The organism is Streptomyces sp. NPDC060031, assembly GCF_042736805.1.
Taxonomy (GTDB): Bacteria; Actinomycetota; Actinomycetes; order Streptomycetales; family Streptomycetaceae; genus Streptomyces.
In genome coordinates, this window is record NZ_JBHWVM010000137.1 from 1 (window position 1) to 14,931 (window position 14,931).

The window sequence follows — 14,931 nt, forward strand, 5'->3', positions numbered from 1 at the left end:
CTGCCGAATTCTCCCGGCAGGGCCCTCGCGCATGTGCGGGAGAAACTCGAGCACTCCTCGCGAACACTTCGGGAAACGGACGGGAATGGAATTCGCGAAAACACCCGAAACCGGCCCCGGGATTCCCGTCGGGCCACCGGAACCCGAGTTCTCGTGGATTCTGGGTGCAATCCCCCCGGAGGCCCGGTGGAGCCCGGTACACCCATAGCCGGCAAGGGGTTATTCCGGCCAACCCGACTGCCTATCGTGGCACGGGATTTCGAATCGCTCCTTTGACGGGGGCGCCCACGACCTAGGAGAGACATGTCGACTTCAGTCAGGTCTTGGAGGACCGCCCTCCTGACCGCTGCGGCCCTGGCCGGCGTCACGGCCACGCTCGTCGCGACCCCCGCCCAGGCCAAGGGCACCGCCACCCTCGAGGTCCTCGCGAGCGGGCTGGTCAACGGCCGCGACGTCACCGCGCTGCGGGACGGCCGGATCCTGGTCGCCGAAGCCGGCGAGGGCAAGACGGACTGCGCCGCGGAAACCCACTGCGCCGGCCCGACCGGCGCCATCTACCAGGTCAACGGCAGCCACAAGGGCCGCGTCGTCACCGGCCTGGCCTCCTCCGGCGTCGGCTCGGCGGCCACCGGCGGCGCCCAGGAGGTCGGCGGCCCCACCGCCGTCGCACCCGCCCCCGACGGCGGCTACCTGGTCCTCAGCAGCCTGGGCGGCACCACCGAGACCCGTACGGCGCTCGGCCCGGCCGGGGCCACGCTGGGCACCCTCTTCCGCACCCGGGACGGAAAGGTCCTCGCCGACCTGGCCGACCACGAGACCCGGCTGAACCCGGACCAGGGCGAGGTGCACGCCAACCCGTGGCGCTTCGTCAGCAACGGCCACGGCTACCTGGCGACCGACTCGGGCGCCAACACCCTCGTCGCCGCCGACTGCGGCGGGAACACCACCACCAAGGTCGTCTTCCCCAAGAACGACACCTCCACCGGCCCGGCCGAGGCCGTGCCCACCGGCCTCGTCCGGGCCTTTGACGGCACGCTCTACGTCTCCGACTTCGGCGGCGCCCGCCCGGGCAACGCCAAGATCTGGAAGATCGCGCCGGGCGGCCAGCCCGAGGTCCTCGTCACCGGCCTGAACACGCTGGTCGACATCGCCCTGGACGGCAAGGGCAACCTGTACGCGCTGTCCTTCACGGACGGCTTCGTCCAGGGCCCGCCGCTGCCCGGCCGCCTGTCCAAGGTCAACCTCTCCACCAAGCAGATAACCGAGGTCCCGACCGCCGGCCAGCTCAGCCAGCCGACCGGCATCGACGTCGGCCCGCAGGGCCAGATCTACGTGGTCGCCGGCAACAACGCCGACAGCAAGCTGCTGCGCGTCCGCCCGTAACGCCACACACCGACGGCCCGGCCACCGCGCACCACCGCGATGACCGGGCCGTCGCCCGTTCCGTTACCTCACCCGCATCCCCGTGTGCCGTGCCGGACACCCTGTCCGTAAGCCGTGTCCGTAAGCCGTGTCCGTACGCCGCTCCCGGCCGGCCCCCAACGCCGGCCCCGCGCGCCGCACGGCCCCTCAGCCGGCCCCGCCGCCGGCCCCGCCGAACCCCGCTGCCTAACCCCGCGGAGCGCCCCCGCGCCGCGGGCCCCTCCGCGCCGCCTCGATGAAGGCCTCGAAGAGCGGGACGGTGTCCTCGCCCAACTCCCCGTGCGCCTGCAGCCCGACGAGGAACGGCGCCGCAGGATCCTCCGCCTCCGCCCCCTCGATCACCCCGTCCGCGGACCAAGCGGTCGCCACCAGCCCGCTGCCGAGCTTGTCGATGCCCTGGTGGTGGTGGCAGTACACGGTGGCGCTCGCCCCCAGCGTGGAGCCGAGCACCGAGCCGGGCTCCACACGGACGGACCGCGCGTCGTACTTCCCCGGCACCCGCGGCGAGTGCTCGGGCAGGTGCTGGTCCAGGGTGCCGCCGCGCACGACGGACATCAGCTGGAGGCCCCGGCAGATGCCCAGCACCGGTATACCGCGTTCCTCCGCCACGGCCAGCGCGGCGAGTTCGGCGGCCTCGCGCACCTTGTCCGGGGCGCGCGTGAACTTCCCCGGCTCCTCCCCGTACAGGGCGGGATCCACGTCCTCTCCGCCGGTCATCAGCAGCGCGTCCACCCGCTCCATGATCGGGCGGACGGCGTCAGCGATCGGCGGCAGGAGCAGCGGGGCGCCGCCCGCCCTCACCACCTTCTCCTGGTACGTCACGGGAAGCAGGCAGGACTCCACCTCACCCCAGATGCTCCATTGGATCGAAGCCGATGCGGCGGTCAACGCCACTACTGGTCGATTCATCGCAAGTCGTCCTTCTGCTCATCGGCTTCTTCCGAAAACCGGGCAAGAAGCCGGGCGAGTCGGGAATTGGGGCGCGGAAACAGCCCTCCCAGGTCCAGACATGGTGCCCGCCCCGAGTACGGAAAGTCACCCGATCCACGGCAGCCGACAGCGAAACAAACCCCGTAAACCCAATAGCCCCATCGCGCCTCAAGTGGAATGCGACCGCCCATCCTGGGCGCCTCGACTACCGGTGCACCGCACCCCGCTGCAATGTAGGCGGGTTGTGGAGCCCCTTCGGAGCGGAAGGTGAATCCCCCTCCTGCAGGATCGGCACTGCACCACACGCTCATACGCGGGTACTTGCGAAGAGGCCAGAAGGAGAGCACCTCATGCTCAAGGTAAGCGACACCCCGACGGAGGCGTCCGGGCGGGCGGAGCGGATCGCCTCGAGATCGCGCAGCGAATGGAAGAAGCCGCCGCGCCGCATCGAGAAGTCCGAATGCATCACCTGCGACACCTGCCTGCGCGCCTGCCCCGCCGAGTTCGGGGCGATCTTCGACCGCGGCATCGACGTCGTGATCATCCCCGAACTGTGCTCCGGCTGCCCCGTATGCGTCCTCGAGTGCCCCGTCGACTGCATCTACGTGGACGAGGACTGGACCCCGACCGACGAGTCGATGTGGAACCACATCGAGCTGACCGCCGGAGGCACCGCGTGAGCGCGCTCCCCGACCGCTCCGGCACCTCCCGCCGGGCCCTCAACGCCAAGAAGCGGCAGAGCCGCCGCCCCAGCCGCCTCGGCCTGCCCGCCGGCGGCACCGTCAAGCCGGACCGCGTCGGCGAGCCGGACGCGGGCTTCCCCGGACTCCTCCAGCGGGTCTGGCAGCAGGCCGCCGAGGCACCCGACCTCACCACCGCCGTCGGCATCCTCGCCTCCCTCGACGGCTTCGTCCCCGCCGACGTCCAACTGCGCGCCCTGCGCACCGCCGACGAGGTCGCGCTCAAGGTGCTGTGCGCGGTGACCTGGCGCGAGGACGACCCGTACGAGTACCAGGGCGCCCCGGAAGCCGCCGCCGGCGAGCCGGTGTTCCTCGGCGAGATAGGACTGACCACAAGCGGCCGCATCGTGGTCCGCGTCCCCGGCCAGTCCCCGTTGTCGGTCACCGCCAAGCTCGTCGCCGGCGTCCTGCGCGTACCGTGGTCGGCCCGCGCCGTCGCCGACTACCACGCCGAGATCAGCCGCGCCGCCGACCGCTTCGCCCAGTCGGTCGCCGACTGCCGCGACTGGCTGCGGTCCCTGGGCCCGCAGGGCCGCGACGAGGCCCTGGAGGCCCTGAAGGAGGCCGCCCAGCGCACCGCCCCCTTCATGCTCTACCAGGAGGACCGCCAGTACACGAACTTCCGCGATGGCAACACCGTCACCGGCAAGACGCTGTGGCCCGGCCACCCCGACTGCTTCCTGAGCGCCCTGCAGGGCCTGCCGCTGGAACTGTGGCCCGACAGCGACGCCGTGATGGTCACCTGCCTCACCCTCCTCATCCGCTCCGCCGGATACGCGCGCATCGAGGAGGCCAACGGCACGCAGCTGTCCTTGGAGCACGTCGCGTACCAGCTGGAGCAGAACCGCCGCCACTACAACGACGTACCCGGCGGCGAAGAGGTCGCGCGCCCCGCCACGGCCAGCGTCGCGGACCTCGACACCCTGGCCCGCGCCCTGTTCGAGCGCCGCAAGGGCGTCCTGGCCGACGCCCAGCTCTACCGCGAGATCCACGGCGCGCTCGTCCACAAGATCGAGCGGGTCGCCGAGCCCTACGGGGACGAGGCCCGCGCCCGCGAGGCCGCCGTCACCGCCCGCCTCACCGCCCGCCTGCCGCTGGCCGGCGCCGACCTCGACGAGCTCGGCGACGCCCTCGCCGCAGCCCCGCAGTGGCTCGCCGAGCCCCACGGCCAGTTCGGCACCGGACTGGAATCCCTCGTCTACGAGGCCGTCGCCGCCGCCACCGACGCCTTCGACGCCGACTTCTCCATGAGCCGCGGCCTGCGCTCGCTGCCCCGCCTCATCGAGGCGCTGCGCGGCGAGAGCTGGGCCGAGATCGTCGACTGGGGCATCACCGAGTTCTTCTGCTGCGTCGTCCCGCGCGCCGAGGCCCGTACCTACTTCGCGGACTCCAGCGCCCGCCTCGCCGACACCGCCTGGGCCATGTCCTCGCGGATGCAGTACAACTCCTGGCACTTCATCGCCGGCAACCTCCCCAAGACGTCCGAGATCGAGGCGCGCGACCACTTCGTCCCGCCCACCATCCCCGACATCGCGTTCTACTCCGACCAGCACCACCACGGCCACGTCAACAACATGGTCCGCTTCACGGTCCGCAGCCCGCACGCGGTGGAGGTGCTGGACCGCAAGTTCAACGGGTTCATGGACCTTCGGCTGCTGCGCTGCGAGGGCGCGCCCTTCAGCACCCAGGACATGCTCGCCGCCCACCGCACCTCGGAGTTCATCGCCAAGGCGTCCAGCCTCGCCGCGGGCCTCGCCGCCGCCGGCGCCGACATCGAGGTCACCTCCTTCGACTCCCAGTGGCACTGGGACACCGTCATGGCGGCCGCCCCCGACGCATCCGAAGAGTCCGACACCTCGGACCAGGTGGCCTGAGCTCAGCCGGGCCCCGCCCGGCACCCTGCCCCGGCCCGGCCCCGGCTCAACCCATCGGCCGTTCCCTCTAGGAGATCCGTTGACCTCTATCGGCGTTGGCGAAACCAAGGAGATCCTCCGCCTGCGAGACGTCTCCGTCCTCGAGCACGTCCAATCGGTCCTGAGCCGGATCCACAAGCACGACGGCGAGCTCGGAGCCTACGTCTCCGTCGCCGGTGAAGAGGCCCTCCAGGCCGCCGAGGCAGCCGACGCCCGCATCCGCGAGCTCGGCACGGCGGCCTGGCAGGACCGCCCCCTGCTGGGGGTGACCGTGTCCGTCAAGGACCTCATCCAGACCTCCGACCTGCCCACCACCCGCGGATCCCTGCTGCCCAACGGCCGCGCCCAGGCCGACACCCCGGCCGTGGCCCGGCTGCGCGCCGCCGGCGCCATCATCGTCGGCAAGACCACCACGTCCGAGTACGGCTGGAGCGCCAGCACCGTCTGCCGGGTCGCCCCGCCCACCCGCAACCCCCGCGACCTCGGCCTCACCGCCGGCGGCTCCAGCGGAGGAGCCGCCGCCGCCGTCGCGGCCGGCATGTGCGCCGGCGCCCTCGGCACCGACGGCGCCGGATCGATCCGGATCCCGTCCGCCTTCTGCGGCACCGTCGGCTACAAGCCCTCCTTCGGCCGGGTCCCCTACGTGCCCTCCGGCGCCGAACGCCTCGCCCACCTCGGGCCCATCGCCAAGAACGTCCCCGACGTCATCGAACTGGCCGCCGTACTCGCCGGACCCGACCGGCTTGACCCCGACTCCGGCCTCGGCTCCCTCGACGCCCGGCGCGAAGGCCGGTCCCTGCGCATCGGCTGGGTCGAATACCCCGGCACCACCGAAGAGATCCGCCGCATCACCGAACAGGCCTGGCCGGTGCTCACCGCGCAGGGACACCACGTCCAGCGCGTCGAGGTCCGCTGCGGCGGCCTCTACCCCGCCCTCGTCGACATCGTCGCGGCCACCGAGGCCGCCGGCACCGACCCCGAGAACGACGAGTGGGTCGACCAGGGCCGGCTCGAGATCGTCCGCTACGGCCGCACCCTCAGCGGCGCCGCCGTGATGCGCGCCGAAGGAGTGCGCCACGAACTGCGCTCCACCCTGCGCTCGGTGATGGACCGCTTCGACCTGCTCGTCATGGCCACCGTCCCCATCGAACCGTTCTCCGCCGACGCCATCGGACCTTCCTGGGCAGCCGATCCCAGGGATCTACTGTGGCTCGACTGGGCCCCAGCTTCGTACCCCTTCAATATGACCGGTCAGCCGGCGGTCTCCCTGCCGGCCGGACTCACCCGTGCCGGGCTCCCGGTGGGCCTGCAGCTCGTCGGGCCCGTGGGCGCCGACGACCTCGTGCTCTCCACCGCGCTGCGGATCGAGGCCGAGCTCGGGCCCTTGCCCGATATACCGGATCGTGTGTCATAGAAGGAGTGCGGTAGCCCATGTATGCACGCTCGTGGTCTCGCCCGTACGGGGAAGGCGGCGTCGGCCGCTCGTCGTTCGTCGCCGAATTCGGCCTCTGGAACGACGAGCAGACCGCCGCCGCCGAGCAGATCGAAGCCGGCCTGCACGACATCGACCTCGTACGCGTCGCCTTCTGCGACCCCCACGGGCTCGCCCGCTCCAAGACGCTGACCTCCCAGGCCTTCCAGGGCGTCCTGCGCAACGGCATGGACTTCAGCCCCGGCCCGTTCATCTTCGACACCGGCCACGCCGTCGCCGTCGACTTCCAGTCCGGCGATCCGGGCATCGGCGTCTCCGAGATCACCGGCGCGGGCAACTTCGTCCTCGTCCCCGACCCGCTCACCTTCCAGGTCCTGCCCGGCGACGGGCCGCGCACCGCCTGGATCCTGGGCGACGAGTACCTGCGCGACGGCACCCCCCACCCGCTGTCCACCCGGCACGTCCTGAAGAAGATCGCCGCCCGGTACACCGAGCGCGACCTCACCCCCATCGTCGGCCTCGAAGCGGAGTGGTACCTCACCCGCCGCCTCGACACCACGGCCGGCAACGTCGGCAACGGCTTCGGCCTGCAGGGCCCGGCCCCCGCCGTGGAAGCCGTCGACTCCGGCTACCAGTTCAACGGCGACACCGCGTACGCCTCCGTGGCCGCGATCACCAACCCCATCGCCATAGACCTGGTCGCCCTCGGCCTGCCGCTGCGCTCGATGGAGCACGAATCGGGCCCCGGCCAGATCGAGACGACCTTCAGCCCCATGACCGCGCTCGACACCGCCGACGCGATGCTTTTCTTCCGCACCTACGTCAAGCAGTCCTGCGCGCGCCGCGGCTACCACGCCTCGTTCATGTCGCTGCCCCGCGTCGCCAGCTTCGACCCGAGCGGCTGGCACCTGAACCAGTCCGTCATCGACAACACCACGGGCCGCAACATCTTCGCCGCCGACGGCATCGCGGCCGGCATCTCCACCGAGGGCAAGTCGTACGCCGAAGGCCTGATGGACCGCGCCCGCGCCTACTGCCTGCTCTCGGTCCCCACCGTCAACGGCTACCGCCGCCTGGGCGCCGAGCACTCGCTCTCCCCGACCCGCATCGGCTGGAGCTTCGAGGACCGCGGCGCGATGATCCGCGTCGTCGGCGGCGGCAGCTCCACCCACATCGAGAACCGGGTCGGCGAGCCCTGCGCCAACCCCTACCTCAACATCGCCGCCCAGCTGCACGCCGGCCTCGAAGGGCTCACCGGATTCCCCGGCACCACCGAGCCCGTCCGCGTCGGCTCCGCCCCCGACGCCCGCGCCGAGACCCTGCCGCAGTCCCTGCCCGAGGCCCTGGAGGCGTTCCGCTCCGGCCCCGCCGCCGACCTGCTCGGCAAGCCGCTCGCCGCCTGTCTGATCAAGCTCAAGGAGAGCGAGGCCGCCCGGTACGAGGCCTGGGCCGCCGAAGCCCTGCCCACCGGCACGGCCACCACGGAATGGGAACAGCGCGAGTACTTCGAGAACTTCTGACCGCGCGCCGTCCCCCTCCGACGAAAGCAGAGCATCGATGATTCCCCGCTACACCCTGCCCGAGATGGCCACCCTCTGGGCGGACCAGTCGCGCTACGAGACCTGGGTACGGGTCGAGATCCTCGCCTCCGAAGCCCAGGCCAAGCTCGGCCTCGTCCCCGAGGACGCCGTCGAGGACATGCGCCGGGCCAAGGTCCCGGACGCGGCGCGCGTCGCCGAGATCGAAAAGGAACGCGACCACGAGGTCCTCTCCTTCCTCGCGGCGTACTGCGAGGGCATCCCCGACGAGTCCGCCCGCTGGGTCCACCTCGGCATGACCAGCTACGACCTGGTCGACACCTCGCTCGGCCACACCCTGGCCCGCGCGACCGACCTGCTCACCGCGGCCGCCCGGCGGCTGCGCCGCGTCCTGGCCGAGCGGGCCGCCGAACACTGGGACACCCCGATCATCGGGCGCACCCACGGCGTCCACGCCGAACCCACCACCTTCGGCCACAAGCTCGCCGGCTTCGCCTTCGCCGTCGACCGCTCCCTGACCCGCCTCGCGGCCGCCCGCGAAGCGGTCGCCGTCGGCACCATCTCCGGATCGGTCGGCACGTACGCGCTCATCGACCCGTACGTCGAAGGCTACGTGTGCCAGGCGCTCGGCCTCGGCGTCGAACCCTCGCCCAGCCAGGTCGTGGCCCGCGACCGGCACGCCCAGCTCCTCCAGGCCGTCGCCGCCCTCGGCGCCTGCGTCGAACACCTCGCCCTCGAACTGCGCCTCCTGCAGCGCACCGAGGTACGCGAGGTCGAGGAACGCCGCACCAGCGCCTACCAGGGCTCCAGCGCCATGCCCCACAAGCGCAACCCCACCACCAGCGAACGCCTCAACGGCCTCGCCCGCTTGCTGCGCGGCTACGCGAACTCGGCCGTGGAGAACGTCGCCCTCTGGCACGAGCGCGACCTGGCCCACCAGTCCGTCGAGCGGGTCATCCTGCCCGACAGCCTCTCCGTCGGCCACTTCCAGGCGACGAAGGCGACCGAGCTCGTGGAGAACCTCGCCGTCTTCCCCGACCGCATGGCCGAGCACATCGACCAGACCGACGGCCTCGTCTACAGCTCCGCCGTCCTCGCCGACCTCCTGCAGGGCGGCATGGAACGCGAGAAGGCCTACCGGGCCGTCCAGGCCGCCGCCAACAGCACCATCGCGTCCGGCGAGCACTTCAGTAGCACACTGGCCAAAGAAGGCATCGATCTGGGCACGCTCACCCCGGACCGGTTCCTGCGCAACCATGGCGTCATCCGCAACCGATTGGAGCAGCTCCGTGAACTGGAAGATTGAGCGCGTCGAGGGCGCTTCCCTGGACCTCGAAGAGGTCCTCGAGGTGTACCGCGCCTCCGGCCTCGGCGAGCGCCGCCCCATCGCGGACACCGAGCGGTTCCGCGTCATGCTGGACAACGCCAACCTCGTCCTCGTCGCCCGCGACGGCGACAAGCTCATCGGCATCGCCCGCAGCATCACCGACTTCAGCTACGTCACGTACCTCTCCGACATCGCCGTCGACCGGACCTACCAGCGCGGCGGCATCGGCCGCGCGCTGATCGAGGCGACCCAGAAGGAGACCCCGGGAGTCAAGATCGTGCTCCTGTCGGCCCCGGCGGCCACCGAGTACTACCCCCACATCGGCTTCACCCAGCACGGATCGGCCTGGGTCCTCAACCCGTAGCGGCAGCAGGCTCGCAGCCCACCGGAAAGCCGTTCGAGCACCGCCCCAGTCCACTTCAGTTCACCGGCACCGCTCGGTAGGTTTTCCGGCGAGCCCAGCACGAGCTCCCACGGACGTGTCGCCGTGGGATGCGTGAGTCGCGGGGGAGTAATGAACCAGATTTCCTCAGGGGCCCTTCTGGAGCCCCACATACCGGCGCCGCACGGCCACGCGGAGCCCCACCCGGTCGAAGAACACCCGACCGGGCCCGGGCCCCGCGCGGCCGGCCCGTGCGGCCACCTGCGGATCCTTGTCGTCGACGGCGCCGCCGACGGCACGGACCCCCTCGTCGAACGACTGCGCCGACAGGGTCACGAACCCGTCTGCGCACAGAAGGGCGCCGCGGCCCTGCGCGTCCACGAGGACGTCGACCTGGTCCTCCTCGACCTCGACCTCCCCGACCTCGACGGCCTGGAGGTCTGCCGCGTCATCCGCTCCACCAGCCGCGTCCCGCTCATCATCGTGACCTCCCGCGGCTCCGAACTCGACTGCGTCCTCGGCCTACAGGCCGGCGCCGACGACTACGTGGTCCGCCCCTACGGCTTCCGCGAACTGATGGCCCGCATCGAAGCCGTCATGCGCCGCTCCCAATGGCAGCCGGCCCCCACGACCACGGCCGTCGAACACGGCCCCCTGCGCATCGACGTCAACTCCCGCGAGGTCACCCTCGCCGGCGACGAGGTCAAACTGACCCGCAAGGAGTTCGACCTCCTGCTCCTCCTCGCCTCCCACCCCGAAACGGTCGTCTCCCGCAAACGCCTGCTCCAACAGGTCTGGGGCGACTCCTGGTCCCGCCGCACGGTGGACACCCACGTCAGCAGCCTCCGCGGCAAGCTGGGCGCCAACTCCTGGATCATCACCATCCGCGGAGTGGGCTTCAAAATCGGTCACCCCTGACCCGGGGCCGGCGAACGCCGGCCGTGAGCCGCGACCAAAAAAGAACATTCCGATGCCACCACCCGGTCACGTTTTCCTCACCCCCTCCGTCATACCTGTGACAGACACCGACCGCCCCTCACCCCCGTGCGGCGACGGCGCTCTGTACGGCTCTGAGGAGGACAGCCATGCAGACACGACTGGTTGGTCCGGCAATCATCGCCCCGGGTGCGACCAAGGCACTCGCTGCGCTCGCCGCATCCGCGGCCATCGCCGGCGTCTCGCCCGCCACGCAGTGCCTCGTACACCTGCGCGCCAGCCAGCTCATCGGCTGCGCCGCCTGCACCCGCATGCACGGCCGCGCCCTCAAGCGCAAGGGCGAGACCAACGAACGCCTCGGCTCCGTGGCGGACTGGCGCAACTCCGACCCGGCCTGCTTCACCGACGCCGAGCGCGCCGCCCTCTCCCTCACCGAGGCCGTCACGCAGGCCGCCGGCGACGCGATGGAAGACCGCGTACCGGACGAGGTCTGGGCCGAGGCCTCCCGCCACTACGGCGAACGCGCCCTCGCCGCCCTCTTCGCCACCGTCACCACGAGCGACGCCTGGCACCGCTTCCACCCCGCCACGGCGGCCGCCCCGAGGCCCCCGGCCCCCCGTCGGACGGACGACCAAGCGGACGACCAAGCGGACGTCCAGGCGAACCCCCAGGACAGCGCCCGGACCAAGGCCCCCCGTTGGACCCCAGCCCGCCCGCCGCGCCCGGTCGCTCCCGCCACCCCGGCCCCCTGGACCCAGCCCCGCCCCGGCCCCGCCCGCCGCGCGGTCCCGCGGCTCGGCTGGTAGCCCGCTCCCGCCCACCCGGGGAACAGCCCTACGCGCCACACCCGTACGGGCTTGTTCCCCCACCCCCGGCAGTGAGCCGCCCCAACTCCTCCGGCGCCGCCAGCCTCGGCAACAGCAGCTCCCAGAAGTCCGTCACGACCCCCCGCGACACCCACCCCGGCTCGGCCGCCCCGAGCACCTCGAACCCCACGGTCGCCGCGACCACCGCGTGCGCCGCGTGATCCGGCTCGACCCCGGCGGCCAGCCGGTTCTCCCGCGCCGCGGCCTCGAAGACCTCCTCGATCCAGCACCGCCACTGCCCCCGCAGGTCCGTGACGCTGTCCCGGGCCAGGTCCGCGCAGAGCCCGAACCCCGCCCGTACGACCGGGTCCTGGGACAACAGGGCCGCCAGGTCGTGCGTGGAGTCCACCATCACTTGCAGCGCGTCCCGGTCGGCCTGCCGCCGGCGGCCCGAGGTGATCCGGCGCACCGCCTCCGCGGCCCGCCCCTCCACGGCCTCGGCCAGCAAGGGCTTGCTCCCGAAATGAAAGTGCAGTCCGCCCGCGCTGACGCCGGCCCGTTTGGCGATCGTGGCGATGGAGGCGGTGACGAAGCCTTCCTCGGCGAACACCTCGGCTGCGGCACGGACGAGCGTTTCACGCGTGCGGGCGGCACGCTCCTGCTTCACCATGAAGTCTCCACAAACCGCGAACACGGTTTGCCAAAGGGGCACATACTTCCATTTTCATGATCCCCGCACCGTCCCCAGTTCCGGTGGAGAACGGCTGGATGGCGCGGGCCCAGGACGGACTGCACGACTCACCACCTCCGCTCACGTCACTGCGGGACTGACGACAGCCCCATGACGTATCGCGTCGGGCATTTGTGACAGACGAGCCACCCGCCCTCCCAAGCCCCTCAAAACCAAAAAGGGCCCCGGGGTATCCCCGAGGCCCTCCCAAGCCCCCGAGTACCCCTCAGAAGCCCTCCTAGCGCCCACGCTCACCCCACGGCATGCAACGCCCTACGCCGCTTCGACTCCGCAGCCTTCTTCGCCGCCGCCTGAGCCGCCCGCTTCTTGCGCTGCTCGGCGAGCTGGTCCTGATACGCCGCCACCGCCCGGTGGTAGCTGTCGACATACCCCCGGGCGTCCAACCGCTCGTCCGAGGACATCTCGTTCACGGCCGCGACGGCGTCCTCGAACGAGTTGTACCCGGCCAGCATGGGGTTGATCTGATAAACACCATTTCGGATCTTCCTCACCAGCTTGGCGAGCTCCAGGCTCCGCAGCGCGGCGTTCACACTCGGCCGGCTCAGATCCAGCAGCCCGCCGACCGTCGCCTGGTCGATCAGGATCCGGCCCCCCGGCTCGCTCAGCGAACGCAGCTTCAGCAGCACCCGGTAGGCAGCCGGCGGCAGGTCGAGGTCGGAGAGAAGCCCATCGGCGTTGACCGCAGCGAATCGCAAGGTGCTCACTGAGCTGTCCCTTCTTCCCTGCGCTTCACCCGGCTCAGCCGACGCGAAGCGCGCTCTCTTGCCCGTTCTGCCCGCAGTTCCGCGATGGCCTGCCGCATGTGGTCCAACGAAGGGAAGCGCACCAGGTCCGGCAGGTTCGTGTCACCACGAATCTGCGAAATGGTGCTGTGCTGCTCCACCTTCACGAACTCACCCGTCATCTCAGTACCCGGGATGAACTCCGCTACCCGATAACTGTAGGGCGGGTTGAACTGATACACACCCCGCCGCACCTTGAAGACGATCCCATGAGACATCACCGTGTGCAGCGCTTCCGAGGTCTTCGTCCGGCTGACATCCAGGATGGTAGCCATCTCCTCCTGCGTGAGCGGAATCCGCCCCCCCGCTCGCTGACAGGCGATGAGCAGCAGGATCAGCCGCAGGGGCAGGGCTTCCCGGAAGTACTGGGCGATCACCAGGAAGAACTCGAGGCTGTCCATGGAGAACGCATTCGGCTGGTTCTCGGTCCCGTAGAACTCCAGCGGCTTGCGTTCCCCGTCCAGGGTCAGCTTCCGCGTCGGGTACCGCTTCGCCAGGCTGTCGAGGTCCTTGACCGGAGCCAGCGGCTGACTCCACGCGGAGATCGCATCATCCACCGGCAGATCGGGACGCGGCGTCCCTACCGGACTTCCCCGTCGGCGCTGTGGCTCTGATGACACGAGGCTGCTCTCCACTTCGTTGATCTGCGGAGATCAGTATGTCAACAAGGGTGACACAAGTGTCACGCTCGTTGACGTTCGGCGTGTCTTGTGTCCCCCCAGGGGGGACACATCTCAGCCACCCCCTCTCCAAGACCCTCCCCCACCCCCACCGACCAACCCCACCCACCCCACCGCCAGTTAACCGACACATCTCCCCTAAAACGTCAGCCCCTCCGACGTTTTAGCCCATTTTACGTCAGCCTCACCAACGTTTCGCGCTCGTTGTGTCCCCCTACGAGCGACACAACCCCCGAGATATGTCCCTTCTGAGGGGACATATCTTTTCCCCCGAACCCCCTCTGACCTGCGACAACGCATCTCCGTACCTTCTATAGGCCGGTGGTCGCCCCGCTGCGCTCCCTCAAAACCGTCCCCAACCCCCAGCCCGACGCACTTTCTGACGCCCCCACACCCCCCCAGCCCCCGCTACAGGATCACTGGACCCCATGGCTACACCCCCGTGGAATCTGACTGATTCCCGTCTTTATCCGCACCCAATTTTGAATCACCCCTCTCCATCAACCATTAACGGCGTTAACACCCACCCCCGACGACCCCCTGACCTGCACAAACACCAGCACCGACTCCCAGCCCCTCCCCAACCCCCCAAACACCCCCACCTCAACCCCTGGCCCAAACCATGCGCCCCACCCCTGGAACAGCCCCACGAAACCACCCAGTCGAAACCGAACAGAACAAAAGCCACACCAGTCCACAGTCAGCAAAAAACAACTCCCGTAAAACCAGACCCAGTTACAGATCAGACCAAAACCAACCCCCCCACCCTCAACCCACAACAGAAAACCCCTGCCCACGTTCACCCCCACAAGACCAAGCAGCTGTCTGCAGTCGGAACAAAGCAAAACCATCAACCAAAGGCCGGCCCCACCCGGTCAAAGCCGACTGCTCCCTCGCAACGGACGTAGTCCTTCGGTCGAAACGAACCGAAGACCCCCGCCCTCGGAACACGAGCGAGGAGGGTCTTGGGGTCGGAGCGAAGCGGAGACCCCCCCACCGTAGGCCGGCTCCAGGCGCCATAGGCGCCCCCGAGCGAAGCGAGGGGTTTTCCTTCCGAGCCCAGCGAAGGGTTTTGAGGTCGGAGCGAAGCGGAGACCCCCCGCCGTAGGCGGGCTCTAGGCGCCGCAGGCGCTTCCTCCGAGCGAAGCGAGGAGTCTTCCCTCCGAGCGCAGCGAGGGATTTTGGGGTCGGAGCGAAGCGGAGACCCCCCGCCCGAAGGGCGGCTCTAGGGGCCGAAGGCCCCCCGAGCGAAGCGAGGGGTGTCACTCCCAGGCGCGCAGCGCCTGGGGTCC

Annotated in this window: 13 protein-coding genes; 9 read left to right on the forward strand and 4 right to left on the reverse strand. The window is 70.3% G+C overall.

Features of this window, described 5'->3' with window-relative positions:
• Positions 1-303: 303 nt before the first annotated feature.
• Positions 304-1,383 carry a ScyD/ScyE family protein gene (locus ACFWB8_RS34835; RefSeq protein WP_385236609.1) on the forward strand — a complete coding sequence of 360 codons (1,080 nt, stop codon included), beginning with the start codon at positions 304-306 and terminating at the stop codon, positions 1,381-1,383.
• Between the two features lie 225 nt (positions 1,384-1,608).
• Here the strand turns inward: ACFWB8_RS34835 and ACFWB8_RS34840 are convergent, their stop codons facing one another.
• Positions 1,609-2,331 carry a gamma-glutamyl-gamma-aminobutyrate hydrolase family protein gene (locus tag ACFWB8_RS34840; RefSeq protein WP_385236612.1) on the reverse strand — a complete coding sequence of 241 codons (723 nt, stop codon included), beginning with the start codon at positions 2,329-2,331 and terminating at the stop codon, positions 1,609-1,611.
• A 371-nt stretch (positions 2,332-2,702) separates the two neighbouring features.
• On the opposite strand from ACFWB8_RS34840, the gene ACFWB8_RS34845 reads away from it, so the two are divergent.
• The 8 genes from ACFWB8_RS34845 to ACFWB8_RS34880 all read left to right on the forward strand — a co-directional run bounded on the left by ACFWB8_RS34845 (position 2,703) and on the right by ACFWB8_RS34880 (position 11,426).
• The gene (locus ACFWB8_RS34845; protein ID WP_385236615.1) at positions 2,703-3,032 is read left to right on the forward strand and encodes a 4Fe-4S dicluster-binding protein; all 330 of its coding nucleotides are present in this window, start codon (positions 2,703-2,705) and stop codon (positions 3,030-3,032) included.
• A complete protein-coding gene (locus tag ACFWB8_RS34850) occupies positions 3,029-4,966 on the forward strand; it encodes a hypothetical protein (RefSeq protein ID WP_385236618.1) in 1,938 nt (645 codons plus the stop codon). The genes ACFWB8_RS34845 and ACFWB8_RS34850 overlap by 4 nt, the downstream gene beginning before the upstream one ends.
• A 79-nt stretch (positions 4,967-5,045) precedes the next feature.
• Positions 5,046-6,419 carry an amidase gene (locus tag ACFWB8_RS34855; protein ID WP_377779070.1) on the forward strand — a complete coding sequence of 458 codons (1,374 nt, stop codon included), beginning with the start codon at positions 5,046-5,048 and terminating at the stop codon, positions 6,417-6,419.
• A 17-nt stretch (positions 6,420-6,436) separates the two neighbouring features.
• Positions 6,437-7,957 carry a glutamine synthetase family protein gene (locus ACFWB8_RS34860; RefSeq protein ID WP_377779071.1) on the forward strand — a complete coding sequence of 507 codons (1,521 nt, stop codon included), beginning with the start codon at positions 6,437-6,439 and terminating at the stop codon, positions 7,955-7,957.
• 37 nt (positions 7,958-7,994) lie between these two features.
• Positions 7,995-9,281, forward strand: coding sequence for an adenylosuccinate lyase (gene purB, locus ACFWB8_RS34865; protein WP_377779072.1), 1,287 nt, complete (start codon positions 7,995-7,997; stop codon positions 9,279-9,281).
• Positions 9,265-9,666: a GNAT family N-acetyltransferase gene (locus tag ACFWB8_RS34870; RefSeq protein WP_377779073.1), complete on the forward strand. Its 402-nt coding sequence runs from the start codon at positions 9,265-9,267 to the stop codon at positions 9,664-9,666. Before purB ends, ACFWB8_RS34870 begins: the two co-directional genes overlap by 17 nt.
• A gap of 150 nt (positions 9,667-9,816) precedes the next feature.
• Entirely contained in the window at positions 9,817-10,602 is a 786-nt protein-coding gene (locus tag ACFWB8_RS34875) for a response regulator transcription factor (RefSeq protein ID WP_377779074.1), read from the forward strand.
• 167 nt (positions 10,603-10,769) lie between these two features.
• Entirely contained in the window at positions 10,770-11,426 is a 657-nt protein-coding gene (locus ACFWB8_RS34880) for a carboxymuconolactone decarboxylase family protein (protein ID WP_377779075.1), read from the forward strand.
• Positions 11,427-11,454: 28 nt separating this feature from the next.
• Here ACFWB8_RS34880 and ACFWB8_RS34885 read toward each other — a convergent pair whose 3' ends face one another.
• The 3 genes from ACFWB8_RS34885 to ACFWB8_RS34895 all read right to left on the reverse strand — a co-directional run bounded on the left by ACFWB8_RS34885 (position 11,455) and on the right by ACFWB8_RS34895 (position 13,516).
• Positions 11,455-12,096, reverse strand: a complete 642-nt coding sequence (locus ACFWB8_RS34885; protein WP_377779076.1) for a ScbR family autoregulator-binding transcription factor — start codon at positions 12,094-12,096, stop codon at positions 11,455-11,457.
• 311 nt (positions 12,097-12,407) lie between these two features.
• Complete coding sequence (locus ACFWB8_RS34890; RefSeq protein ID WP_377779077.1) at positions 12,408-12,881, reverse strand: hypothetical protein; 474 nt, start codon at positions 12,879-12,881, stop codon at positions 12,408-12,410.
• On the reverse strand, positions 12,878-13,516 hold the full coding sequence (locus ACFWB8_RS34895) for a hypothetical protein (protein WP_365928756.1): 639 nt from the start codon (positions 13,514-13,516) through the stop codon (positions 12,878-12,880). The genes ACFWB8_RS34890 and ACFWB8_RS34895 overlap by 4 nt, the downstream gene beginning before the upstream one ends.
• Positions 13,517-14,931: the final 1,415 nt, after the last annotated feature.